Here is a 25,023-nt window from a genome sequence, read left to right on the forward strand (position 1 = left end):
AGGCTGAAAAACAGCGAATGGCGTTACCTTACCCTCCGATCCGCTAATTGTCAGCTTTTTCACCCGGCTGCGCTGAATTTTCCCCGGCTTCATGGCACACTATCGGCCGATTTAGCAATTGGGCCTGCGGAGGGCTACGTGGACAAAATTTTCGTCGATGAGGCAGTCAATGAGCTGCACACCATTCAGGATATGTTGCGCTGGGCGGTCAGCCGTTTTTCCGCCGCCGGGATCTGGTATGGTCACGGCACCGACAATCCGTGGGACGAAGCGGTGCAACTGGTCCTGCCCACGCTCTGGCTGCCGCTGGATATTCCCGAAGAGATGCGCACCGCGCGCCTGACCGCCAGCGAGCGCCATCGCATCGTTGAGCGCGTGATCCGCCGCGTTAACGAGCGTATTCCTGTCGCCTACCTGACCAACAAAGCCTGGTTCTGCGGCCATGAATTTTACGTCGACGAGCGCGTGCTGGTGCCGCGTTCGCCGATCGGCGAGCTGATCGAAAACCGCTTTGCCGGTTTACTCCCCGAAGCGCCGCGCCATATTCTTGATATGTGCACCGGCAGCGGCTGCATCGCTATCGCCTGCGCCTATGCCTTCCCGGAAGCCGAAGTGGACGCGGTCGACATCTCTTATGACGCGCTGGCCGTGGCCGAGCAGAACATTGAAGAGCACGGCCTGATCCATCACGTCACGCCGATCCGCGCCGATCTGTTCCGCGAACTGCCGCCGTTGAAATACGATCTGATCGTCACGAATCCGCCCTATGTGGATGCGGATGATATGGCGGATCTGCCGAACGAGTATCGCCACGAGCCGGAGCTGGGCCTGGCTGCGGGCAGCGACGGCCTGAAGCTGGTGCGCCGTATCCTTGCCTGCGCGCCTGACTACCTGAGCGACAAGGGCGTGCTGATCTGCGAAGTGGGCAACAGCATGGTTCATATGATCGAGCAGTACCCTGACGTGCCCTTTACCTGGCTTGAGTTCGACAACGGCGGCGACGGCGTCTTTATGCTGACGCGCCAGCAGATCGTCGACGCACAACATCACTTCTCTTTTTATAAAGACTGAGCAAACGCTTCGTAACAAGGAACCACCATGGCCGGAAACAGCATCGGACAGTTTTTTCGCGTAACCACCTTTGGCGAGTCCCACGGCATTGCGCTGGGCTGCATCGTTGACGGCGTGCCGCCGGGCATTCCGCTGACCGAAGCGGATATTCAGCAGGATCTGGATCGCCGCCGTCCCGGCACCTCGCGCTACACCACGCAGCGCCGCGAGCCGGATCAGGTGAAAATTTTGTCCGGCGTGTTTGAGGGCGTCACTACCGGCACCTCAATCGGCCTGCTGATTGAAAATACCGATCAGCGCTCGCAGGACTACGGCGCGATCAAAGATCTGTTCCGTCCCGGCCATGCCGATTATACCTACGAGCAGAAGTACGGCGTGCGCGACTATCGCGGCGGCGGACGCTCATCCGCGCGCGAAACCGCGATGCGCGTCGCAGCGGGCGCGATCGCCAAAAAGTATTTGCAGATGAAGCACGGCGTGGTGGTGCGCGGCTATCTGGCGCAGATTGGCGACGTGGCGTGCGAGCTGAAAGACTGGAGCATCGTGGAAGAGAACCCGTTTTTCTGCCCCGACGCCAGCAAACTGGAGGCGCTGGACGAGCTGATGCGCGCGCTGAAGAAAGAGGGCGACTCTATCGGCGCGAAAGTGACGGTCATGGCGGAAAACGTCCCGCCTGGTCTCGGCGAGCCGGTGTTTGACCGCCTGGACGCCGATCTGGCCCATGCGCTGATGAGCATCAACGCGGTAAAAGGGGTAGAAATCGGCGATGGCTTTGCCGTCGTCAACCAGCGCGGCAGCCAGCATCGCGATGAGATCCGCGCCAGCGGCTTCCAGAGCAATCATGCGGGCGGCATTCTGGGCGGCATCAGCAGCGGCCAGACCATCAGCGCCAATCTGGCGATGAAGCCCACTTCCAGCATCACCGTGCCGGGCCAGACCATTACCCGCAGCGGCGAAGAGGTGGAGATGATCACCAAAGGCCGTCACGATCCCTGCGTCGGCATTCGCGCCGTGCCGATCGCCGAAGCGATGATGGCGATCGTGCTGATGGATCATCTGCTGCGTCAGCGCGCGCAAAATGCTGACGTCAACAGCAGCGTACCGCGCTGGTGATGCCATGAAACGCGTTCTTCTCCTTCTGTCGGCGCTGCTGGTCAGCGCCTCAGCCCTGGCCGCGACGCCGTGGCAGCGTATCCAGCAGCCGGTCCCCGGCAACGCGCAGTCTATCGGCTCTTTCGCTAACGGCTGTATCGTCGGCGCGCAGGCGCTGCCGCTCAACGCGCCGGAATATCAGGTGATGCGTCAGGATCAGCGCCGCTATTTCGGCCATCCCGATCTGATTCAGTTTATTCAGCGCCTCAGCACCCAGGCGCATAGCCTGCAACTGGGCAACGTGCTGATTGGCGATATGGGGATGCCGGCAGGCGGACGCTTCAACGGCGGACACGCCAGCCATCAGACCGGGCTCGACGTAGACATCTGGCTCCAGCTGCCGAAAACGCGCTGGAGCGCGCAGCAGCTGCTGAAGCCGCAGCCGCTCGACCTGGTCACGGCCGATGACAGGCAGGTGGTGGCGCGCCACTGGCAGCCAGAAATCGACAGCCTGATCAAGCTGGCGGCAAAAGACAACGATGTCACGCGCATCTTCGTCAATCCGGCCATTAAAAAGCAGCTGTGCGCCGATGCCGGCGCCGATCGCGACTGGCTGCGCAAGGTGCGTCCGTGGTTCGCCCACCGCGCGCATATGCATGTGCGTCTGCGCTGCCCGGCCAACAGTATCGGCTGTGAAGATCAGCCTGCGCCGCCGCCTGGCGACGGCTGCGGCGCCGAGCTGGAGAGCTGGTTCCTGCCGAAAAAACCGGGCAGCGCGCCGCCGGTGAAGCGCGAACCGCCGCCGCTGCCGCAGGCCTGTCAGGCTTTACTGGATAACCATCTGCTATAAAGGATCCCCATGGAGTGGTTTGTCGTCAGCCCGATGGTTGTCGGGGTGCTGTTTCTGGTCGCCGTGCTGGCAGCCTTTATTGACTCTATCGCCGGCGGCGGCGGGCTGCTCACCGTCCCCGCGCTGCTGGCGGCCGGTTTTTCGCCTGCGCAGGCGCTGGCGACCAATAAGCTTCAGTCAATGGGCGGCTCTTTCTCCGCCAGTCTCTACTTTGTTCGACGCGGCGCGGTAAAGCTCAGCGAGCAGCGGCTGAATATCGCCATGACCTTTATCGGCGCGGTTCTGGGCACTCTCCTGATCCAGCACCTTAACGCCGACGCGCTGCGCCAGGTGCTGCCGCTGCTGCTGATCGCCATCGGTCTGTGGTTCTTGCTGATGCCGCGCCTCGGCGAAGAGGACCGCGCGCGCCGCCTCTACGGCCTGCCTTATGCGCTGGTCGGCGGCGGCTGCGTGGGGTTTTACGACGGCTTTTTCGGGCCGGGGGCCGGGTCGTTCTACGCGCTCGCCTTCGTCACGCTGTGCGGTTTTAACCTCGCCAAAGCCACCGCCCATGCAAAAATTCTGAATTTCACCTCTAATTTCGCCAGCCTGCTGTTTTTTATGTTCGGCGGCAAAGTTATCTGGGGAACCGGCTTTATTATGCTGCTTGGCGCGTTCTGCGGCGCGCGGCTTGGGGCGCGACTGGTTCTGAGCCGCGGACAAAAATTGATCCGTCCAATGGTCGTGATCGTTTCCGCCGTTATGAGCGCGAAGCTGTTGTGGGACGCTCACGGCAGCGCGCTGCTGGCGTGGATCGCCACGCTGTAATACATTCATTCACGGCGCTGCCATCATGACGCCGTTTTTTACGATGACACCATGAACACGACGCACCATTACGAACAACTGATTACCATTTTCGATAGCTGCTTTCGCGACGAGTTTCAGACCCGTCTAATTAAAGGCGATGACGAACCCATCTATCTTCCGGCAGATGAAAGCTCGCCGTGGCATCGCGTCGTGTTTGCGCACGGCTTTTACGCCAGCGCGCTGCACGAGATTTCTCACTGGTGTATCGCCGGCGAGGCGCGACGCAAGCTGGTCGATTTTGGTTACTGGTACTGCCCGGACGGGCGTGATGCCGAAACGCAAGGCCAGTTTGAATCAGTGGAAATCAAGCCGCAGGCGCTGGAGTGGATGTTCTGCGTCGCGGCGGGCTTCCCGTTTAATGTTAGCTGTGACAATCTCGACGGAGATTGTGAACCGGATCGCATCGCGTTTCAGCGCAAGGTGCATGCTCAGGTTATGGCCTATCTGGACAAGGGCATTCCTGCGCGGCCCGCGCGTTTTATTACCGCTCTGGCGGACTTTTACGGCACGCCTGCACTGACGTCAGCACAGTTTCCCTGGCCAGACGATCTGTGATGAGTGCAGACACTATTAAAGAGGAAGAGAGATGATCGCAGAATTTGAAGCGCGTATTCTGGCCCTGATTGACGATATGGTCGATCACGCCAGCGATGACGAGCTGTTCGCCAGCGGCTATCTGCGCGGTCACCTGACGCTCGCGGTTGCTGAAATTGAACAGTCGGGCGAGCATACGCCAGAAGCATTACAGATTCAGGTCGCCAACAGCCTGCAAAACGCCATTGCCGCCGGCGAGCTGTCGCCGCGCGATCAGGTGCTGGTGGTCGGCATGTGGGACAACCTGTTCCTCCAGGCGCGTCAGACCGCCTGAGCCAGCCGGGCGGCGTGATGCCGCCCGCGTGCTATTTCTCCGCCTTTTTTCCCTTCAGCAGCTTTCTCACCCAGTAGCGGTTTGGGCTGAGCGCGGCCAGCGTTGCGCCATCCAGCGGCTGCGGTTCGCCGCTCATCTGCGCTGCCAGCACCTCGGCGGCGAGCGGAGCGCTGCACAGGCCACGCGAACCCAGCGCGCCCAGGACGAACAATCCGGCATAGTGCGGCGCGTCAGCGATGGTTTCGCCGCGCGCGCGCTGGTCGGGAAGATGCGCGTACTGGGCCAGCGTCGCCGCATAGTCAGGCAGGCCTCCGGCCATAGGCAGGTGATCGCGCGTGGCGCAGCGCACGCCAATGCGCGCTTCGCCCGCGCTGACGTCCACCTTTTCCGGCCAGCCGCTGTCGGGCAGACAGTGAAGCAGACGCGCCCGGTTCTGCTGCTGATCGTCCTCGCGGTAGGCGGTCGCGGTGTCGCCGCGATGATAACTGGCTCCGATGCAGTGAGTGCCGAACTGCGGACTGACCGGGGTCAGATAGCCGTCATAGCAGAGCACGGTGTGTAAGGCATTCAGGCCAGGGGTGCTGGGCACATGACTTACCTGACCGGATACCGCATAGGTGGGCAGTCTGTCGCTCTGCGGCAGCGCGCTGAGCTGATGACCGGTGGCGAGCACCAGGTTTCGATGCCGCGCGGTTTTGCCGTCGGCGAAGCGTAGCGTCCAGCTCTGATCATCCTCAGTAAGCTGCGTCAGACGATGCAGCCAGTGAATGCGCAATCCCTGGGTTTCACCGAGCGCCAGCAGACCGGCGGTCAGCTCCGCAGGCGACAGCCAGCCGCCGAGCGGATAGAAAATGCCGTCCATGCCGAGTTTAACCTGAGCCAGCGCCTCCGCCTCCGCGCAATCGACGCCGCGCGCAACGGCTTCTGGCAGCGCCATCGCCAGCATTTGCGCGATTTTGTCGGCGCTTTTTTCATCCCAGCCGAGCTGCAACACGCCGCTCCAGTGATGTTCATAGCTGACCGGCAGCGCGTCATACAGGCGACGCGCAAAGCAAAAGGCTGCGGGAAAGAAGGTTGCCAGCGCCGGATCGTGCTGATTGAGCAGCGGATAGAGCGCGCCCTGGCGGTTGCCTGATGCGCCCAGCGCGGCGGCCTCATCGGCGCAATAGAGCGTAACGCGCCAGCCGCGCCGCAGCAGAGCGAGCGCCAGGGTCGCGCTGGCTACGCCGCCGCCGACAATCGCTACCTCCGCATCCCGCGCTGCCGGACGCGCATACCAGGGACGCGTGGTGGGTAAATCCGGCGCGTGGGCGAGGGCGCCGCACAGCATTTCGCGCTTGTGGCCGAAACCTTTGCGGCGCGTGACTTCAAACCCCGCCTCCTGCAAACCGCGTCGCACAAAGCCAGCGGCGGTGAAAGTAGCGAAAGTCGCCCCCGGCCGCGCCAGCTGGGCTATCGCGCGGAACAGCGACGGCGTCCACATATCGGGATTTTTAGCCGGGGCAAAGCCGTCAAGAAACCAGGCGTCTACCTGGCGATGCAGGCTGTCATCAAAGGTGTCAATCAGCGTATTAATATCGCCCAGCCAGAGATCGAGCGTGACGCGGCCGCCGTCAAACAGCAGACGCTGACAGCCGGGCAGGGCGACGGGCCACTGCTGTTGCGGCTGTTCCGCCCAGGGATGAAGCTCTGGCCAGCGCTGGTGCGCCGCGATGAGATCGGCCTGAGTCAGAGGAAATTTTTCCACGCTAATAAAGTGCAGCCGTTGCAGCGTGGCGTCAGGCTGTGCGCGCTGGAAGGCGTCAAACGCCTGCCACAGCGTCAGGAAGTTGAGGCCTGTTCCAAAGCCGCTTTCCGCCACAATAAACAGATCGCGCGGATGCTGCGTGAAACGCGCCGGTAGATCGTTACCGCCCAGAAACACGTAGCGCGTCTCTTCCAGACCGTTGTCGCTGGAATAATAGACGTCATCAAAGGATCGGGAAACAGGTGTACCCTGTTCATTCCAGCTTAGCTGGGCGTGTTTAACTGGCGTTGATTTCACGGTAAAGGCTCGTTTTTCAGGCAGTGGCGCGATTTTAGCGACCAGGGTCACATGACGCAAATTTACAAAAGGAAATGGCTGATCGGACTTGTTCGGCGTACAAGTGTAAGCTAGAGTGCACGTCAATCCAAAAGAAGTGGAATGAGGACAACTGAATGAAACGTGCAGTGATTACTGGCCTGGGGATCGTTTCCAGCATTGGTAATAACCAGCAGGAAGTGCTGGCTTCTCTGCGTGAAGGCCGTTCCGGTATTACTTTCTCTCAGGAGATGAAAGATTCCGGCATGCGTAGTCACGTCTGGGGTAACGTCAAACTGGATACTACCGGCCTTATCGATCGCAAAATTGTGCGTTTCATGAGTGATGCGTCTATCTATGCTTACCTCTCGATGGAAGAAGCCATTAAAGATTCCGGTCTGACTGACGAGCAGTATCAGAGCAACCCGCGCGTGGGCCTGATTGCCGGTTCCGGCGGCGGTTCGCCGCGCTTCCAGGTGTTCGGCGCTGACGCCATGCGCAGCCCGCGCGGCCTGAAAGCGGTAGGTCCCTATGTGGTGACCAAAGCGATGGCGTCTGGCGTTTCCGCCTGCCTCGCCACGCCGTTTAAAATCCACGGCGTCAACTACTCGATCAGCTCTGCCTGCGCGACCTCTGCGCACTGCATCGGCAACGCGGTCGAGCAGATTCAGCTGGGCAAACAGGACATCGTTTTCGCCGGCGGCGGCGAAGAGCTGTGCTGGGAAATGGCCTGCGAGTTCGACGCCATGGGCGCGCTCTCTACCAAATATAACGAGTCGCCGGAAAAAGCGTCCCGTACCTATGACAGCGAGCGCGACGGCTTTGTTATCGCTGGCGGCGGCGGCATGGTCGTGGTCGAAGAGCTGGAGCACGCGCTGGCGCGCGGCGCGCACATCTATGCCGAGATCGTTGGCTACGGCGCGACCTCTGACGGCGCGGATATGGTGGCGCCATCGGGCGAAGGCGCGGTGCGCTGCATGAAAATGGCGATGAATGGCGTTGATACCCCTATCGACTACCTCAACAGCCACGGCACCTCCACGCCGGTAGGCGACGTGAAAGAGCTGGGCGCGATCCGCGAAGTCTTCGGCGACAACACCCCGGCTATCTCCGCCACCAAAGCGATGACCGGCCACTCGCTGGGCGCGGCGGGCGTTCAGGAAGCCATCTACACCCTGCTGATGCTGGAGCACGGCTTTATCGCGCCGAGCATCAACATCGAATCGCTGGACCCGGCGGCGGAAGGCATGAATATCGTCACTAAGCCGACGGAAAAAGCGCTGACTACCGTGATGTCTAACAGCTTCGGCTTCGGCGGCACCAACGCCACGCTGACGATGCGTAAGTTTCAGGCGTAATCTACGTCAGATCTCTTTAAGGGCCGGTTAATCCGGCCTTTTTTATTTCCTGCCTTCGTTTCCCCGCTCTCTTCTCCCCGTTTTAGCGATGGTCATTCTGTTTGCAAAATGCATGATATATTATTGTTAATATTCATGATGTTACATGAATTCCAGGATGGAGCTATTCGTGTTTAACGCAAACGCATGGCGTTCTTGCATTATTCTTTCGTGAAGGAATAATACGCAAAATTTTACAAAATATTGCAATTCACGGACAGACACCCTCCATGGAAAGGACTTTTTTATCTGGCTCTCCCTGCCTGATGCTGGCGCTGCTGATAACCTGTGCATGCCCGGCCCTGGCCGCCGTCTTATCTGGCGCGGCGGCTGTCGACGCCGTTTCTCTGGATGCGAATGAACAGCTACGCCAGCAGGCGCGTGAACGTGCTCTGCAAGCGCAACGTGCTCCGCAGGCCGATGTGCGTCTTCCGCGTCCAGACCAGACAGAACCTCGTTATCCAGCCGATGAGCAGCTTTGCTTTATTATCAATCACTTGTCTCTGGTGGGCGAATCAGCCGAGCGATTTCAGTGGGCGCTTGATGCCTCGGCAGATGCGCAAGGCCGCTGCCTGGGCGGCAAGGGGATCAGGCTCGCGATTAACAAAGTGCAAAACGTTATCCTGGCGCGAGGCTTCGTCACCACGCGCGTCATGGCGCAGGAGCAGGATCTGACTCAAGGCGTCCTCACGCTTACCTTACAGCCCGGACGCATCAGCGCCATTCGCTTTAAAGAGCCGGTCTCCTGGCGCGGACGTCTGTGGAACGCCATTCCTGTTTCTTCGGGGGATATTCTCAACCTGCGTGATATTGAACAGGGGCTGGAAAACCTGAAACGCGTTCCCAGCGCCAGCGCCGATATCAGCATTGTTCCCGGCGAGCACGACGCCACCAGTGATTTACAGGTCAGCTGGCAGGAAAAACGCCCGGTAAGGCTGAACCTGGGGCTGGACGACAGCGGCTCCACCAGCACAGGGCGCTATCTTAGCTCTGCTACGCTGGCGGTTGATGCCCCGCTGGCACAGAACGATCTCTTTTATGTGAACATGGGTAAAAGCCTGTTCGATCGCGGTCCCTACGGCAACCGTTCGCACGTGCTTAACTACTTTTTTCCCTGGGGTTACTGGGCAGTTTCCGCAGGTTACAACGACTATACCTATCATCAGAACATCCCCAACGCTAACGAAGTCCTGCGTTATAACGGCAAAAGCGACAGTTTTCAGCTAACGCTTTCCCGCTTGCTCTACCGCGACCAGTCGCACAAAACCACGCTTAATGCGCGTGTCTATCGTCAGCACTCTACTAATTCAGTCAATGGTATCGATATAAGCCAGCAAAAGCGCCGTACGGCGGGCTGGGAGCTGGGACTAAGCCAGCGTAGCTATTTTAGTCAGGCCACGCTGGATGCCGCTGTCAACTGGCGGCGCGGCACTGGCGCGTTTAATGCCTTACGCGCGCCGGAAGAGGACACCCATAGCGGCAGCGCGAGAGCCGGTATGCTGCTCGGTGATGTGAGTGTAAATCAGCCCTTCACCCTGGCAGAACAGCCGTGGCGAATCTATTCCGCGCTACGCGGTCAGTGGAGCAAGCAGGCGCTGACGCCGCAGGATCGCATGGCGATTGCGGGACGCTACACGGTGCGCGGTTTTGACGGTGAGCAGATGCTGTCTGGCGAAAAAGGGCTGCTCTGGCGCAATGAAATTGCCTGGAATGTGCTGTCGCGCGGGCAAGAACTTTATCTGGCTGCGGATTACGGCCAGGTAAATGGTCCGGGAACACGCTATCTGCCGGGCCGCCATCTGGCGGGGAGCGCGCTGGGCGTGCGCGGCGCGCTGTGGGGCCACTTGAGCTATGACCTTTTTGCTGGCGTCCCGCTCTCTAAGCCAGAAGGGTTTCACACCTCAGGTGCCACGGCGGGCTTTAGCCTCAGTCTGGAAATCTAATCTTAAACCGCGCGGCGGCCCACTGCTGTCGTGGGGTTAACGGATGAATTTTTTACACGGATGTAATAAATGAACAAACATTGCTATCGCCTGATCTTCAGCCGTACTCATGGAGAACTGCGCGTCGTGTCTGAGCTGGCGCGCAGTTGCAGTACCGAACCGGGGCAACGTCGCGGCACCGGCGCGCCGCGTCTTTGGGTGACGCTGCGCCGAACGGTCTGGCTACTCGGTCTGGCGATGTTTGCTGGACCCGCAACAGCAGGCATTGTGGCTGATGGACGCGCCGCGCCAGGCCAGAGACCAGAGGTGATAGCGACGCAGAATGGTTTACCCCAGGTCAATATTGTCGCCCCGAATCAGGCCGGTGTGTCGCATAACCAGTATCAGCAGTTCGATGTTGATCAGAAAGGCGCCATCCTCAACAACTCAGCGAGGATGACCTCCACGCAGATGGCGGGGATGATTCAGGGTAACCCTAACCTGCGTCCTGACGCCGCACCGGCGAAGATTATTCTCAACGAAGTCAACAGTAACAACCCCAGCCAGCTGCGTGGCTTTATGGAGGTGGCAGGCGGACGGGCGCAGGTGATTGTGGCTAATCCGGCAGGGATTGTCTGTAACGGCTGCGGCACCATCAATGCAGGCCGCATGACGCTGACGACCGGCAAACCACAGCTCAATGCAGATGGCAGCCTGGCAGGCTACCAGGTTGAGCGTGGTGTCGTTCGTGTCGAAGGCGGCGGTCTCAATGGCGATGCGCGCCACGATACTGAATATGTCGATGTTCTGGCGCGTGCGGTTGAGATTAACGCGGGCGTCTGGGCGAAAGAACAGGTATCGGTAGTTGCTGGTCGCAACCGGGTAAGCGCCGATGGCGTGACGGCGACGTCTCTGGCGAGTGACGGCAGCGCCAGGCCTGAAGTGGCGATAGATATGGGGCAGATGGGCGGCATGTACAGCGGCCATATCCGCATGGTGGGGACTGAAGCGGGCATCGGGGTACGTAACCAGGGCGGGCATCTGCAAGCGGCAAAAACGCTGATTGTCACCAGCGAAGGCAAACTCAGCTGGCAGCCAGGCGCGCAGGAGAGCATGACCGAGGCAGGCGGCGATATCCAGTTAACCGCCAGAGATGATATTGACCATCAGGGCAAACTCTACAGCGGCGGTATGCTCAGCGTTAAGAGCCGTAACGGTAAGATTACCCACTCCGGCACGCTGGCGGCAGCCGGCAATGTTCAGCTGACTGCCGCCAGCGGCATTGAAAGCCGTGGGAATTTACTGGCGGGCAGCGATGTTACCGGCCAGCTTGTACGCGATGCCGATCTGCTACTGGAGAGTCAGGGGGATATTCAGGCGAGCGGCGCGCTGCTGAGTAAAAAACAGGTTCAGCCAGGCAGCGCGCAGGTGGATGTCAGCGGCGCGCCGCCTGGCGCCGGCCGCATAACGCTGAACGCGCGTCAGGGGAACGTGGTGCTGCGTCAGGCAGTAGTAGATAGCCGCGAGCTGCTGATTAATGCCGCTGGCGACGTTGATGCGCGACAGGCGCAGGTCAGGAGCGCCCGATGGGATGTCTCCGCGAGTCAGCTATTCAATCAGCAAGCCGTCTGGACGCAGACGGGCGGTGAGGTGAGTCGCTTCGCGCTGTCCGGCCTGCTGGATAACAGCGACGGCACTGTGGAGGCTCAGACGCTGACGCTGACATCAGGGGCGCTGAATAACCAACGCGGTCGGCTGGTGGCACTCGATGGCGCGGCGCAAAACTGGCGAGTGAGCGGGCTGCTGGATAACCGTCATGGCGAGCTGGGCAGCAACGGCGATCTGTCGCTTGAAGCCAGTCGTTTCAACAATCAGGGCGGCACGATACAAAGCCGTTCGTCTCTTGCTTTCATAACCGGCGGCGACCTCGACAACGCATCGGGTAATCTGCTGGCTGGTCAGGCTCTGCGCATCAGCGCAGACGGTATGCTGAATAATCAATCCGGTACGCTTACCGGCGACAGGATCCAGCTGAGCGCGCAGCGACTGAATAATAATAAGGGAACATTATCTTCCGCAAAAGCGCTGACGCTGAAGGCGCGTCAGGACATCGACAACACGCAGGGCATTCTGATTGCCGGTGAAAATCTGAACGTGAATACCGAAGGCGAACTCCTCAACGACGGCGGCACGCTTCAGGGAAGCGGACAGGCCACGCTTACGGCAAAAGGCGTCAGTAACCAGGCTGGCAAGATACTTAGCGGTCAGCAACTCAGGCTCACGGCATCAGAGCGGCTTGATAACCGCAGCGGTGAAATCAGCGGTGAGTGGTTAACGCTAACCACATGCAGGATGAATAATGCGCAGGGGAAAGTCATTGCCCGGCAGGCGTTGAGCCTTACTGCGCAGCAGTCGCTGAACAATGCTGGCGGCCTGCTGGAAGCGGGCAGCATCCTGAACGCGCGCAGCGAGGGCGACTGGGATAATCACGAGGGAACCGCGCAGGGCGGCAGTGAGGTGAGCGCCTCTGCGCGCGAATTTAATAACACCGGCGGTCGGTTACAGTCCGCTGGCAACCTGACGCTCGACAGCGCAGGCGACATCATTAACCGCACGGGAAAAATCACCGCGCAGAACAGGCTGGTGGTCAACTGGGCGGCAACAGATTTACTGGATAATGATGGCGGATCGCTGCAAAGCGGCAGCGATTTATCACTACGCGGAGGACAGCTCAACAATCGCCAGTCCGGGCTGGTGCTGAGCCAGCAGACCATCTCGCTCGATCTGGCAGGCGACTGGGATAACAGCGGAGGCACGCTTGTCGGTAAGGGCAACACGCGGGTGCGTGCGGCAAGCCTGCATAATCATCAGGGAAAAGTACACAGCGGTGGGATACTGACGCTCAAAACAGCGTCGCTCGACAACAGTGAACAGGGAAAGATCAGCAGCCAGACAACGCTGGATATGCAGAGTGACTACCTCACCAATCGAGACGGCGGCCTGATACTGGGCACTGATAACACCTCAGTCACCGCGCGCAACATAGATAACAGAGGCGGGCGGATGCAAAGCGCCAGCGCTATGACGATTTCGGGTGTGGTGCAACTCGATAACCGTCAGGGGCAGATTCTCGCAAACGGCGCGCTCAATATTGCTGCTGAATGGTCAGCAACGGATTCACTGCTCTCTTTGCTCAACCAGCAGGGCCAGATTAGAAGTGGTGATGCGCTGACATTGCGCACCCGCACCCTGGATAACCAGAACGGTACGCTGCTTGGGCTGCGGTCACTGACGCTGAGTGCGCAGCAGGACTATAGCCGCAGCGCGGGTGAAACTATTGGCAGCAACGGCACAGTCGCGTTCTCTGTCAGCGGCGTCTTTAGCAACCTGGCTGACTGGCTGCTGCCGGGCAACCTGAATCTCACGGCTGCCAGCATTATTAACCCGGCTACGCTGGCGGGCAAAACCGTCGCGCTGACAACCGCTCTTATGCGAAACAGCGGACGGCTTGAAGCGGACAAGCTGACGCTGAATGTTGATACTCTGGACAATGCGGCTGCGCTGATGGGCGATCACATTACTGTCCAGGGTCGCGTTATTGATAACCACGGTGCAGCAGCCGTTATTGCCGCTACCGACAGCCTGACGCTACGGGCTGGGGAACAGTTGCTCAACCGTGACGGCGCGCTGCTCTACAGCGGCGATCGCCTGAATTTGCACAGTGACGACCTGATTGAAAACCGGGCCAGTTCTATTGAGGCCGATGGGGATGTCACGATAGAAGCCGCGCGTCTGGAGAACCTTCGTACCGGGCTGGTTATCGAGCGCGAAGCTGAGCAGAGCGATTACAAATGGCATCGTTATAACTACTACTGGCGTTCATATGGTTCAGCAGTAAATACAGATAAGAGCAGTATGGCGTCAACTACCCAGCAGCTAACCTTCCAGGATGACATCGCGGCGCAAGCTAACCCCTATGGCACGCTACTTGCCATCGACGAGCCTGGTAAGCGCGCCAAAGTCCGCGTTAAAAACATTCAGGGTCAGATGATCGATCTGTGGATTAATTACCTGGCTCTGAAGCCCAGCGAGGATGGCAGCTATGCTATGACGTTTTATGAGACTCGTGGCTTTCGACAGCGTAACGTCCCAACACCTTACCAAAATACGGTATGGCGTGAGCATAATATTGGCCGTCTTGAACAGTGGGATCCTGATAAGCATATCGATATCGACAATGCGCCATTCGTTACCGACTACAGCAATTTTCGTGAACGTACTGTGACCGGCACGCTTGCCCGCGATCGGCTGGTGAGTGAAGGCGTCGGCGCCCGTATTCTGGCGGGCGGCAATATGACGCTGCATACTTCCAGACAACTGTTGAACGACGCCAGCGTCATCACGGCGAACGGCAATCTTACGCAGAGCGGCGGCGGGCAGGTTGAGAATCGCGGCTACTCCGTTAATGAACGACGTCAGGAAGTGATTGTCGATCACTATGATAAAGATACGCAACACTGGTACCCCACGTTCAACCTCGATGAGACCACGGCGCTGACCACTATAGACGGCGTCATCACTGGCAACGGCAATGTTGCGATTAACGGCGCCAGCATTACCAACACCACGGATAGTCAGGCGCAAATCAGCCAGCTTGAAGCAGCCCTGCAAGCCGTGGATGCTGAAAGGGCAGAATATGAGCGTAATCCGCTGGCCTTTACGGCAGAGGAGGCGGCTTATCAGACGGGTGACATGCAATTCGGCGCAGGCGGTACGATCTCTCCCCTCAGACATCCGTTGTTGCCCGCCGAGCTGGCGCTGACAGCGTTACAGCATCTGGACAAAGTGGCGACATCGATTCCGGATAATAGCCTGTTCCGCCAGCAGATAGCGCCGGGTAGTCCTTTCCTGGTGGTCACCGATGAACGTTTCACCAGCCGCGATAAATTTATCAGCAGCGATTATCTGCTCAGTCGTGTCGGTTATGACCCATCTCAGGCTCATAAACGCCTGGGGGACGGTTTCTATGAGCAGCGCCTGGTGCGTGAACAGGTACTGGCGCTTACCGGCAAGCCCTCCGTTAAAGGATGGGATGCAATGGAGCAGTACCAGCAGCTTATGAATAACGGCAGCAAGGTTGCACAGGATTTTCATCTGGAGCCTGGCGTGGCGCTGACGCCTGAACAGATCGCGGCTCTGCAACAGGATATTGTCTGGCTGGTGAGCGAAACCGTGGACACTGCCAGCGGCTCACAGACAGTCTGGCTGCCGAAAGTTTATCTGGCCCCGACCACGCTGCGCCTGACTGGCGACGGGGCGGTAATCGGTGGCGGCAATCTGCAACTTTCAGCGGAAAGCGTGACGAATGCGGGAAATCTTTTTGCCGACAAAGCCCTTTCCGTGGATGCCGGGTCTTTCCTGCACCAGGGCGGCGATATCAGCGCTGACAGCATAAGCGTGCAGGCCGACACGCTGGCAATGAGTACCAACCTTCAGGATGCGCTACGTCAGGCGACCATGAACGCCGCTGATATTACTCTTGGCGGAACGGATATTCGACTGGTTGGGGCGAAGCTCGACGCTACGGGCGATCTGAACCTGAGTGCGCGCAACAGTCTTGATATTCTGGCTGCGACAAGCAGTCGCAGCGCCGATCTGGAGGTCATCTCCGGCGCGATGGGCAACCGTACCAACAGCGGTATGGAAGAAGCGGGTTCGCGCATGGCGCACATCAGCGGCGAGTGGCAGCAGGCGTCAGGCAGCGAACTGAAAGCGGGCGTTAACCTTTCCCTGACTGCCGGACAGGATATTACCCTGCGCGGCAGCCAGGCCAGCGCAGGCGGCACGGCTCAGCTTCAGGCGGGCGGCGATATTCGTCTGATGGCTGAGACGACCACCAACCGCACGCATCTTGAGGCCGACAGCAGCACCTCGTCGGTCAGCAACAGCCGGGAAGAAGATCGATTGCTGCTCAGCACGCTGAGCGGCGACAGAGGCGTGCGCCTGGTGGCAGGTCAGCAGCTGGAGGCTAAAGGCGCGCAGGTTGACAGCCAGCAGGGCGCTGTTGGCATAAGCGCAAACGACATTCACATTGGCGATGCGCGTCAGTTTGTGTCTGATCAAGACAGCGAGCAGAAGCGCGAAGGCTCAACGAAAAGCAGTCGTGAAAGCCTGGCGACGCGTGAATCCAGCACCGGTAGCACCTTCAGCAGCAGGCAGGGCGTTACGGCGATTGCCCGTGAAGGCGATATTACGCTCACCGGGAGTACGCTGCACAGCGAACAGGGCGCCGTTGCGCTACAGGCAAAAAATGATGTCCTGCTGGCCAGCGCAACAGAAAGTGAGATGCAATTCAGTGAGTCGCATGCCAGTAAGAAGGGTGGTCTGAGCAGCAGCAGCAGCCACACTCTGACCGACGACCGCAGCACGCGAGAAAAAGGATCGCTGCTCAGTGGTGAAAGCGTGACGGTTCTCGCTGGTCACGATCTGACCGTGAACGGCTCGGCCGTCGCCGCCGACCAGGATGTCCGTCTCCAGGCGGGCAATAACGTGGATATTCGCGCCGCGACAGAAACTGAGTCTCACTACCTGCTGGAGGAAAAGAAAAAAAGCGGCCTGCTGAGCAGCGGCGGTATCGGCTTTACCATCGGCACGCGGTCGGAAAGACATGAGGTTGACGAAAAGGACACGACCCAGAGCCAGAGCGTCAGCACGATTGGCAGCAGCCAGGGCAGCGTCTCTTTTACGGCAGGAAATCAGCTGCACATCGGAGGCGCTGACCTGATCGCGGGCAGGGATCTGAGCCTCACAGGGGACAGCGTGAAGATCGACCCAGGCTTTGATCAGCGCACCCGCACTGAAACCTTTGAATCAAAACAGAGCGGCGTCAGTGTGGCGCTGTCGGGTACGGCAGGCAGTGCGCTGAACACGGCCGTCGGCACGGCGCAGCAGGCGAGAAAAGAGAGCGACAGCCGCCTCAGTGCGCTACAAAATATTAAAGCGGGGCTTTCCGGTGCGCAGGCATTGCAGGCACAGAGAAAAGCGGATGCGTCCGGTCAGGAGAGCGGCAGCACCTTTGGCGTGAGCATCTCCATCGGGGCGCAGAGTTCTGCCTCAACGCAACGGCAGGAACAGTCGGTGTCATCCGGCTCGACCCTGACCGCCGGTCATCATCTGAACATTACGGCAACCGGCCGTCAGGGCGGTGCCAGCAGCGGCGATATTGATATTACCGGCAGCCAGCTGAAAGCGGCAGGCGATGCCACGCTTGACGCCGCGCGCGACCTGCGTCTGTCTGCCGCGGCCGACACGCAGCAAACAGAGGGCAGCAACAGCAGCCACGGCGGTAGCGTAGGCGTCAGCCTCGGCGTGGGACAAAACAGCGGCTTCAGCGTGTTCGCCAGCGGCAACGCGAGCCGGGGCAGCGAGTCGGGCAATGGCACCTTCTGGAACGAGACCACACTGGACAGCGGCGGGGAGGTGAGACTGCACAGCGGGCGAGATTCCGTGCTGTCAGGCGCGCAGGTGAGCGGGGAAACGGTCACTGCCGACGTAGGCCGTAACCTGACGGTGCAGAGTCTTCAGGACAGCGAGCGATATGATGCTAAGCAGAGCAGCGTCAGCGGCGGGATTAGTATCCCCATCGGAGCTGGTTCGGGATCGGCAAACATCAGCGTGACAAAGGACGCACTGCACAGCAACTTTGATTCGGTCAAAGAGCAGAGCGGGCTGTTTGCGGGCGCGGGCGGGTATAATATCCGGGTGGAAGGGCACACGCAGCTGGACGGCGGGGTTATCGGCTCGACGGCCATGGCGGATAAAAACCGGCTTGAGACAGGGACGCTGGGCTGGAATGAAATTCACAATCAGGCTGAGTACACTGCGAAGCATAGCGGCGGCTCGTTCAGCACTGGTGGACCGGTGGGAGCGAACCTGCTGGCGGGCATGGCGGGCGGGGTGCTGTCGGGCGTAAATAGCGGCGGAGAGGCATCAGGCACCACGCGCGCGGCGGTGAGCGAGGGAACGATAGTTATCCGTGATCCGGACAATCAGCAGCAGGACGTAGCGGCGCTGAGCCGGGACGTGGTGCACGCTAACGACGGCAGCATTAGCCCGATATTTGACCGGGAGAAAGAGCAGAACCGGCTGAAGGCGGCGCAGCTGATAGCGGAAGCGGGGATGCAGGCGGCGGACATCGCGCGGTCGGAAGGGGAAATCGCAGGAGAAAAGGCGAAGCGCGACCCGAATAAACTGGCCGACGCCAGAGCGCAGCTGGAAAGAGAAGGAAAGGCATTTACGGACAGGGACGTAGAAAAGCTGGCGTACGACACGGCGCTGAAGCCGTTTGGTACGGGCAGCGCCGTTCAGCGGGCGGTTCAGGCGGCCACGGCGGCGGTGCAGGGGCTGGCGGGCGGCAATATCGCTCAGGCAGTGAGCGGCGCGGCCGCGCCGTATCTGGCCGAACAGATACATATTTATACGGCAGACAATCCGGAAGCGAAGGCGATGGCCCATGCGGTCGTCGGGGCGGTAGCGTCGTACACGTCGGGCAACGCTGCGCTGGCGGGTGCCGCGGGCGCGGTAAGCGGCGAGCTGATGGCGCAGCTGGTGATGAAGGAGCTGTATCCGGGTAAGGCGGCGGGAGACCTGTCAGAGACGCAAAGGCAGACTGTCAGCGCGCTGGGGACGCTGGCAGCGGGACTGGCGGGTGCGGTAGCGGGCGACGGCGCAGCAGACGCGGTGGCCGGGGCGCAGGCGGGGCGGAATGCGGTTGAGAATAACTCGCTGTCCGGTGACCAGGCGCGGGCAACGGCGAAGCAGGCCGCAGAATTCCTGAAGAATCAGGTCAGAGAAAAGCTGGGTGAAGGCACTACTTCTGCTATTGCGAACGCAATAATTAATGGCCTTGCTGATACCGGCGATGCGGCGTTAGGCGGAGCTGATTACGCTGCTGATGCGGCAATGGCACTGGCGTCATGTGCTGCCAGAGACGGTTACTGTGATACGGCTCTGAAAGACCTTGCCGGGAAGAATCAGGCGGTGGCAGACAGCGTTAAGGCGCTGATGAGTAGCGATACCTGGTCTGCGGTTGCTGATACCATCAAACAGGCATCCGAAGGGAATCAGGTGGCGCTGGAAGCCACGGGTGGGATGCTGGCCGGAATTATATTACCGGGCAAGAAAGTGCCAGGTACCCTGAAGGCTGTTGATCCGACGATTAAGATTGCAACGGGGCAAGCCGTAGGGGTCTTTGAGAAAAGCCTTGCTAACCTGCCTCCCGGAGAACGTATAGCCATCATAAAACAAACAGCTCCGAAGGTGGCCGCAGAGCACGGCATGGTTAAAGATAATCAACTGACTAAAAAGAATGGTGGCCGTGATGTGTATCGTGGGCAGGATGGCAATCTTTATGCGCTTGATACGCAGCATGGGCGATTTGAAGTCGTCAGTCCGAAAGGTAAGCATCTCGGTGAAGTTGATTTCTCTATGCAAGTGAGAAAACCTGCTGATCCATCTGGCGGTCATAACTTGAAGGTGAAGTAATGAAGCTCATTGATTACAAAGAAACTGTTATATCGAGAGGGGCAGTTTTTAGATTACCTGCGACTTGGCCATATGAAAAATGGGTTGATTTTATGTTGTTTGAAACTCAAGACGATGAACGACCATATGGTTTAATTGTTTCATCTGGATATAAAGCAGGGCTGCTTTTAGTCAAGTTGCCTATTGAAAGTATTTCAGATGAAAGTCATGGATTAAGTACCCGATGGGTTATCAATAATTGGGCTAAATGGATTTATCCTGAATGCAATATTGAAGATGTTCATATCCTCGCTGAATATGTAGCAACGCCCATTGAGTAAAGAAATCCCAGCCAACCGGCTGGGACTTTACTTTTATCAGTCAGTTACCCTTCAGTCGCCAGCCGGATGATCAGCTGTCCCGGCCCGCTGATCACCTCGATCTTCTGTCCGGTCGTAAAGCCCAGCGCTTCCAGCCAGCGGCCTTTGATCGTGAGCTGTGGCAGCAGATTCGGCTGGCCTCTGTTAGGCCGGTATCCCGCTTTGTAATAATGCGCCCGCGATCCGCTGGCGGCGGTTATGGGTGTGTATGTCTCTGACTTATGGTGCGTGTCGCGCGGGGTAAACGGCCACAAACAGTGAAAAAATTGATTAGAGCTTCCTTAAGCTTCGGGGCAAATGGGGCCGTACAGATAATCTCTGGTAATACTGGTGATAAATTTGATTACATTGGATTCTTGGCGTCTGGCCCAACTGGAGTGGCAACTGCCGGAAAATCCTATTATACAAGTCAATTACTGGGGGCGGGTCGCGCCTACATGACAAGTCAGATAACTGGTCAGGATAGTAAAGTAGCCGTGCCAGGAAGTATGGCTGGTACTGCATTAGGCTATGGTGTAGGCGGAACAATTACTAATAATTTTGAATCGCAATACATCAAAAACCAGCTGGGAACGGACGCTAGTAAAAATGCCTAAAATATTCTGAATCGTCATATGGTCATGGATATTTACTGAAAGGCGGTGAAATGAGTCCATTACCTGGGACACTTGGTGGATTTGGTGGTTCATTAATATCCGAAGGTGCAAGCAGTGTGACTCAAAAAAAAGCAATTGAAGGTGATAAATGAAACATCCTATATTAGAGCTTATGAAAATAATGTTTTTTATGGCAGTTACATTTTCTATAGGAATAGTAATTAGCATTTGGCTTATCACTCGAGAATCAATCCCTTTAGATGTGTATGTAGAATATGGGATTATTGGTGCTATTGTCGGGTTGTGGGGAGGAGCTGGCACTTGGCTAATATTTTATCTGCAAATACGAAGGCGTTATCGTAAGTAGTTTTTGTTGAGAATAATGAAATGTCTGGACTGGAAGGGTTTGGCACTGGCTTCCAGAAGAATGTCCAGGCTCAGGGTTCGGTGGTAAATAATACCAATCTTACTGATGAAAATGGCAAAGTACTGAATCCGGCAACACCAGAGGAAATTAAGTATGCTTCTGATAAACTTGTAACAGGTGAATTACCGGAAGGTGTCAATATCACTAAAGCTATTGTAGAAGGTTATCAGGATGGCGTGATGATTGGAGCAGCATGGTATCTGGGACCAGCAGCCTCAGCTGGTAAGGTGATTGGTGGTGGAGTCATTGCAGAAATTGCCAACGGGAGCAACCAATGGTTTGACCTGAGTCAGCCGGGTAATGAAAACAAAAGCTGGGACTGGAAAAGCAGCGCCAGTGCAGGCATTGCGGGTATGCTTGCTCCGGGAAGGACTATCGGACAAAACGTCGGAATAGCGGCTGGCAGCGCATTTTTCACCGATGAACCTGATACAGGATCTATTGGTGGGGCTACTGCTGGAACATGGGCCGGTGGAATGTTTGGGGAATATGCACCAGGCATTGTAAATTCATTAACTGGTAAAGAAATACCTGGCTTTATATTTGACGCGACAGGTTCCTTTGGTAGTGAAGTTTTAGGTGAATATATAAAAGATGCAGTAAATGGCACACAGCCATATTCCGAGAAAAATAAGGGGTGGGAGAGTGATTGCCTATATTAAGTTGCTTATATATTCATGTGTCTTTTGTATTGCACTCGGTTTCCTACTTATTGGTGGGGGGGCATTTTTTATCTATTTAGCAAAAGGGTGCTTTTTTTTTCCTGTCTACCATGTGGAAAGGATTTTTGTTTTTGGGTGTATAGCTGGCTCTGCGATTACTCTGGCCACAATAGTATTTAATCTGATAGATAAGTTTACCGTACGTAAAAAGCCACCCTCGGCCCCTGACTGAAATTAACAACAATCTCAGTCTTTGCTGCCGGGGTTGTTGTTGAGAATAATCTGCCAGGTGGCAGTGAATGGCTCCAGGCGGAAAAGGCAAGGGAGCATGGTGCTGATGTTCTCTCCTGTCGTGATAATCCTTCCGGTGAAGCCTGTAAGCGGGGGCAGGCTGAAAATAAAGCTTATGCAGCCGCATTAGCGACAGGTAGCGTTGCGCTGTTACCGGGTGGTGCTCAGGCTATATGGTTACTCGGTGCCGGGACAAATGCCGGGATGCAGTATGCAGATGGAGGTGAAATAAACCCGGTCAACTCAGTGGCAGCAGGCTGGATAAATGTGATAACCATGGGGCTGGGCTGGAAAGGGACAATAGCCTGGAATGCGGCAGGTGGAGCATTAACCAACGCCATAAACGGAGATGATCCCCTTACAGGGGCAATAACAAATGGAGCCGGGGCCGGGTTTGGATATGGGGTTGGCAATTATGTGGTGAAGCCTGCTGCAACTACAGTTGGTAAATGGATAACCGGTGGCTGGAATCCTAAATTCGATCCTACTCTACTAAAATATACTGAGGTCAAAGGGCAGCCAGGTCTATCTAAAGAATTGGTACCGAGTAAGATCCCTGGCGCTGTGGGTAATATGGGGGGCTTCTATTACATCAGAAATGACGGGGGCTGAACTACAAAAAGTCATTAATGATAAACTTAAGAAAAGAGAGCATGAATGAAATTATTTATTTGCAGTCTTTTCCTCATGGTTGTTTCCATGCTTTCAGGAATTACAATTGCTGAATTGTCTTATTTCATATTGCTTATCATTAAATACTTAGCGTATGAGGAAGTTGATTTTAGATGGTCCGAGGTTTTAAGAGGTTTAAGGATAGGATGTGGGGGAGGGGGAATTCTAGGTTTTGGCATAGTCTTGTTTCGCTTGCTTGGTATAAAAGGATTTTAAGGATTTGTTGTTGAGAATAACTCGATGGCCGGTGATAAGGCCATCGAGTCGGTTAAAGAAAGCAAGGAATGGTGGAAAGAGCAAATCAGGGAGAAGCTGGGAGAAAACACTGCTTCACAGCTTGTCAATGGTTTGGTTAGTGAAACCGGCGATACGGCGTTTGATTTGATAGCGGCGCTGGCTACCTGTGCCACCGAGGGCAGTTACTGTAGCCAGGCGAAAAGTGATATCGCTAAAAAAGATGCGGCAGCGGCGAAAGTGCTGGACGGCATCATAAATGGCGATGCGTGGGAAGGGATCAAATCTACGGCTATTAAGGCGGCTAATGGCAATCAAAAGGCGCTAGAGAATGTTGCAGGGGTATTATCAGGCGCTTCGATACCAGCGAAGCTCCTTCCTTCCGGAAGCTCGACGGCAAAAGTTATTGTTAAGCCCGTTGAACCTAAGGGCGGTGCCTACGGGCAGATCCTAAACCTGCTGAATATCACCAGCGTTGATGCACAAAATCAGCAGCAAGTGAAGGATGCGCTGACCCAGCATGCCATAGATGTGCTGAGCCGGGAGGTGGCGCACACGAATGACAGAAGCATTAGTCCGATATTTGACAGGGAGTAAAGAGCAGAACCCGCTGAAGGCGGCGAACTGATAGCGCAGCTGGTGATGAATGAGCCGTATCCGGGGCCAGGGCTGTCTGAATCCCAATTCAAAGCGCCTCTCTGGGACGCAGCCAACGCTGTCTTCTGTGAAGTCGGCGGTTTACATGCGCTTTATTTGTAAAATCCCTTTGTTGTTGAATTGTTGCTAATTTTCATTTATAAATCTCTTCCTTATTATTTCAAAGGCCTGCCTGGCCTGACTTATATTGATTTTTAATTAATTAAAGGAGTTGATGTGTTTAAAAAATGGCTGTTTGCCGTGGGGTTGGCTGTAAACTTAACAGGTTGTTCGGTCGCGACCTATAGTCATAAACTTCAGGATGTCACAACCGGCGATCGCGTTGGCATCACCTTTGATAACCGCAATCTGGATTATATTCGCGTTTATCCTGAAACCAAAAGCTGTATCAACCTGGATGCAGAAGATAACGGCTATACAAACAATGCAATTGGTTTCCAGACGAAATTAAATAATAAGCTTATGGGCTTCCCTGAAATCCCTGAGACCCCTGAACTGCGTCGTGAATTTTGGATAAGTGCGAAAGATAATATCGCTATCCGCATGATTCAGCCAAATGGCGCCTATCAAACCGTCTCATTCCGCCCTAAAGTTGGCTCGTACTATTACGTGACCGGCCTTTTTACCAGTCAGTATTCGCCGCGCAGCCTGTCTGTAGTTGAGGTCTATAAAACGGACAAAGGCTACTACGATCGCAAACCGGTAGAAGATTTAAAGCTGGAGAATTGCGACGACGGCTCTTTCCGTTTACAACACTTTTGATGTAGCAGGCGAACCTCGCTGTCAGCAGCGAGGTTCGCAGGCAAGCGGCGTCAGGTCAACTGCTGGCCGGTAAAGCGCTTGCCGTACCAGGCATCAAGGGTTTCCAGCAGCGCTGTCGCTTCCTGCACGGTGAAGCCGTAATAGCGCGTGCTTTGCGCGACATTGATAACCAGCATCGGCACCTCTGCTCGCGTGTGCACAAAATCAAACACGTAATCAACCTGTCTGTTTTCAAACAAATAGCCAGCAATATTCCCTGCCGGGCGTTTCATCACGATATGTTGGTTCTGGGTGGAGTGACTCTTTGCCCAGTCTAAAAAATCACGTATCGGTTTCGTTTGTTCAATATAGTTATCGCGGGTGAAACCGACATAGCTCACCTCGTCGTTATGGTTGATGTACTTTGATAGCGCGATTTTATTGTTGTCATCGGATATCTTAATGTCGAAATCCATTTTTTCAGCGCAATCGGTAAATTTGGGTTTGTAATTGCAGGCGGAAAGTCCGTCAGTTTGATAAATTTCATAAAAACGTGCGTTGGCATACTTATCAAAGGTGGTGCAGGAGCATAATGTCGCAGCGCTAAGTAAAATTGCCGGAATAAAACAGGGTTTCAAGATATTCATCTCCATTGAATTAAAGCGCGATAATACAGCATGTCACTTATCGGGAGAAGACGCTGAGGCGGGATAAAGAGAGGGCGGAGAAT

General features: G+C 56.6%; 19 protein-coding genes and 1 pseudogene. 17 read left to right on the forward strand and 3 right to left on the reverse strand.

From position 1 onward, the window contains the following. Window positions 1-138: 138 nt before the first annotated feature. From prmB to BBB56_RS21630, 6 genes are read left to right on the forward strand one after another with little or no spacing between them, the layout of a single operon-like run. Entirely contained in the window at window positions 139-1,071 is a 933-nt protein-coding gene (prmB, locus tag BBB56_RS21605; protein ID WP_123802982.1) for a 50S ribosomal protein L3 N(5)-glutamine methyltransferase, read from the forward strand. A 27-nt stretch (window positions 1,072-1,098) separates the two neighbouring features. After that, on the forward strand, window positions 1,099-2,184 hold the full coding sequence (gene aroC / locus BBB56_RS21610; protein ID WP_123802983.1) for a chorismate synthase: 1,086 nt from the start codon (window positions 1,099-1,101) through the stop codon (window positions 2,182-2,184). Between the two features lie 4 nt (window positions 2,185-2,188). Next, complete coding sequence (gene mepA, locus BBB56_RS21615; protein WP_123802984.1) at window positions 2,189-3,013, forward strand: penicillin-insensitive murein endopeptidase; 825 nt, start codon at window positions 2,189-2,191, stop codon at window positions 3,011-3,013. Between the two features lie 9 nt (window positions 3,014-3,022). Then, entirely contained in the window at window positions 3,023-3,820 is a 798-nt protein-coding gene (locus BBB56_RS21620) for a sulfite exporter TauE/SafE family protein (RefSeq protein WP_123802985.1), read from the forward strand. 51 nt (window positions 3,821-3,871) lie between these two features. Next, window positions 3,872-4,417 carry an elongation factor P hydroxylase gene (locus tag BBB56_RS21625; protein ID WP_123802986.1) on the forward strand — a complete coding sequence of 182 codons (546 nt, stop codon included), beginning with the start codon at window positions 3,872-3,874 and terminating at the stop codon, window positions 4,415-4,417. Between the two features lie 31 nt (window positions 4,418-4,448). Next, window positions 4,449-4,730, forward strand: coding sequence for a YfcL family protein (locus tag BBB56_RS21630; protein WP_033750596.1), 282 nt, complete (start codon window positions 4,449-4,451; stop codon window positions 4,728-4,730). Between the two features lie 31 nt (window positions 4,731-4,761). Here the strand turns inward: BBB56_RS21630 and mnmC are convergent, their stop codons facing one another. Continuing rightward, window positions 4,762-6,774 carry a bifunctional tRNA (5-methylaminomethyl-2-thiouridine)(34)-methyltransferase MnmC2/FAD-dependent 5-carboxymethylaminomethyl-2-thiouridine(34) oxidoreductase MnmC1 gene (mnmC, locus tag BBB56_RS21635; protein WP_123802987.1) on the reverse strand — a complete coding sequence of 671 codons (2,013 nt, stop codon included), beginning with the start codon at window positions 6,772-6,774 and terminating at the stop codon, window positions 4,762-4,764. 155 nt (window positions 6,775-6,929) lie between these two features. Between mnmC and fabB the strand changes: the two genes are divergently transcribed. The 4 genes from fabB to imm45 all read left to right on the forward strand — a co-directional run bounded on the left by fabB (window position 6,930) and on the right by imm45 (window position 19,974). After that, entirely contained in the window at window positions 6,930-8,150 is a 1,221-nt protein-coding gene (fabB, locus tag BBB56_RS21640; protein ID WP_123802988.1) for a beta-ketoacyl-ACP synthase I, read from the forward strand. A gap of 269 nt (window positions 8,151-8,419) precedes the next feature. After that, window positions 8,420-10,132, forward strand: coding sequence for a ShlB/FhaC/HecB family hemolysin secretion/activation protein (locus BBB56_RS21645; RefSeq protein WP_199756287.1), 1,713 nt, complete (start codon window positions 8,420-8,422; stop codon window positions 10,130-10,132). Window positions 10,133-10,201: 69 nt separating this feature from the next. Further along, window positions 10,202-19,654 carry a hemagglutinin repeat-containing protein gene (locus BBB56_RS21650; protein WP_158673956.1) on the forward strand — a complete coding sequence of 3,151 codons (9,453 nt, stop codon included), beginning with the start codon at window positions 10,202-10,204 and terminating at the stop codon, window positions 19,652-19,654. Next, a complete protein-coding gene (gene imm45, locus BBB56_RS21655; protein ID WP_123802989.1) occupies window positions 19,654-19,974 on the forward strand; it encodes an Imm45 family immunity protein in 321 nt (106 codons plus the stop codon). The genes BBB56_RS21650 and imm45 overlap by 1 nt, the downstream gene beginning before the upstream one ends. Window positions 19,975-20,018: 44 nt before the next feature. Here the strand turns inward: imm45 and BBB56_RS21660 are convergent, their stop codons facing one another. After that, complete coding sequence (locus tag BBB56_RS21660; protein WP_199756288.1) at window positions 20,019-20,213, reverse strand: SymE family type I addiction module toxin; 195 nt, start codon at window positions 20,211-20,213, stop codon at window positions 20,019-20,021. Between the two features lie 57 nt (window positions 20,214-20,270). Here BBB56_RS21660 and BBB56_RS21665 point away from each other — a divergent pair, with 57 nt between their 5' ends. From BBB56_RS21665 to BBB56_RS21700, 7 genes and pseudogenes are all read left to right on the forward strand, one after another. Continuing rightward, entirely contained in the window at window positions 20,271-20,609 is a 339-nt protein-coding gene (locus BBB56_RS21665) for a hypothetical protein (protein WP_123802991.1), read from the forward strand. A 148-nt stretch (window positions 20,610-20,757) separates the two neighbouring features. Next, window positions 20,758-20,976, forward strand: coding sequence for a hypothetical protein (locus BBB56_RS21670; RefSeq protein WP_123802992.1), 219 nt, complete (start codon window positions 20,758-20,760; stop codon window positions 20,974-20,976). Between the two features lie 20 nt (window positions 20,977-20,996). After that, the gene (locus BBB56_RS21675) at window positions 20,997-21,698 is read left to right on the forward strand and encodes an adhesin (RefSeq protein WP_233593087.1); all 702 of its coding nucleotides are present in this window, start codon (window positions 20,997-20,999) and stop codon (window positions 21,696-21,698) included. 270 nt (window positions 21,699-21,968) lie between these two features. Further along, window positions 21,969-22,650, forward strand: a pseudogene (locus BBB56_RS24015) (hypothetical protein); the annotation flags it as partial. Continuing rightward, entirely contained in the window at window positions 22,647-22,877 is a 231-nt protein-coding gene (locus BBB56_RS21690) for a hypothetical protein (protein WP_123802994.1), read from the forward strand. The pseudogene BBB56_RS24015 and the gene BBB56_RS21690, both read left to right, overlap by 4 nt. Window positions 22,878-22,901: 24 nt before the next feature. Beyond that, window positions 22,902-23,492, forward strand: coding sequence for a hypothetical protein (locus BBB56_RS21695; protein ID WP_123802995.1), 591 nt, complete (start codon window positions 22,902-22,904; stop codon window positions 23,490-23,492). Between the two features lie 276 nt (window positions 23,493-23,768). Beyond that, on the forward strand, window positions 23,769-24,314 hold the full coding sequence (locus BBB56_RS21700) for a hypothetical protein (protein WP_123802996.1): 546 nt from the start codon (window positions 23,769-23,771) through the stop codon (window positions 24,312-24,314). 50 nt (window positions 24,315-24,364) lie between these two features. Here BBB56_RS21700 and BBB56_RS21705 read toward each other — a convergent pair whose 3' ends face one another. Continuing rightward, window positions 24,365-24,940, reverse strand: a complete 576-nt coding sequence (locus BBB56_RS21705; protein ID WP_123802997.1) for a hypothetical protein — start codon at window positions 24,938-24,940, stop codon at window positions 24,365-24,367. Window positions 24,941-25,023 lie beyond the last annotated feature (83 nt).

It is taken from the genome of Candidatus Pantoea deserta (assembly GCF_003813865.1).
Lineage (GTDB): Bacteria > Pseudomonadota > Gammaproteobacteria > Enterobacterales > Enterobacteriaceae > Pantoea > Pantoea deserta.

Excerpts from the sequence above, each read along its gene's own strand:
- aroC (WP_123802983.1), top strand. The coding sequence starts at position 1,099 with ATGGCCGGAAACAGCATCGGACAGTTTTTTCGCGTAACCACCTTTGGC.
- mepA (WP_123802984.1), top strand. The coding sequence starts at position 2,189 with ATGAAACGCGTTCTTCTCCTTCTGTCGGCGCTGCTGGTCAGCGCCTCA.
- BBB56_RS21620 (WP_123802985.1), top strand. The coding sequence starts at position 3,023 with ATGGAGTGGTTTGTCGTCAGCCCGATGGTTGTCGGGGTGCTGTTTCTG.
- BBB56_RS21625 (WP_123802986.1), top strand. The coding sequence starts at position 3,872 with ATGAACACGACGCACCATTACGAACAACTGATTACCATTTTCGATAGC.
- BBB56_RS21630 (WP_033750596.1), top strand. The coding sequence starts at position 4,449 with ATGATCGCAGAATTTGAAGCGCGTATTCTGGCCCTGATTGACGATATG.
- fabB (WP_123802988.1), top strand. The coding sequence starts at position 6,930 with ATGAAACGTGCAGTGATTACTGGCCTGGGGATCGTTTCCAGCATTGGT.
- BBB56_RS21645 (WP_199756287.1), top strand. The coding sequence starts at position 8,420 with ATGGAAAGGACTTTTTTATCTGGCTCTCCCTGCCTGATGCTGGCGCTG.
- BBB56_RS21650 (WP_158673956.1), top strand. The coding sequence starts at position 10,202 with ATGAACAAACATTGCTATCGCCTGATCTTCAGCCGTACTCATGGAGAA.
- imm45 (WP_123802989.1), top strand. The coding sequence starts at position 19,654 with ATGAAGCTCATTGATTACAAAGAAACTGTTATATCGAGAGGGGCAGTT.
- BBB56_RS21670 (WP_123802992.1), top strand. The coding sequence starts at position 20,758 with ATGAAACATCCTATATTAGAGCTTATGAAAATAATGTTTTTTATGGCA.
- BBB56_RS21675 (WP_233593087.1), top strand. The coding sequence starts at position 20,997 with ATGTCTGGACTGGAAGGGTTTGGCACTGGCTTCCAGAAGAATGTCCAG.
- BBB56_RS21690 (WP_123802994.1), top strand. The coding sequence starts at position 22,647 with ATGAAATTATTTATTTGCAGTCTTTTCCTCATGGTTGTTTCCATGCTT.
- BBB56_RS21695 (WP_123802995.1), top strand. The coding sequence starts at position 22,902 with ATGGCCGGTGATAAGGCCATCGAGTCGGTTAAAGAAAGCAAGGAATGG.
- BBB56_RS21705 (WP_123802997.1), bottom strand. The coding sequence starts at position 24,940 with ATGAATATCTTGAAACCCTGTTTTATTCCGGCAATTTTACTTAGCGCT.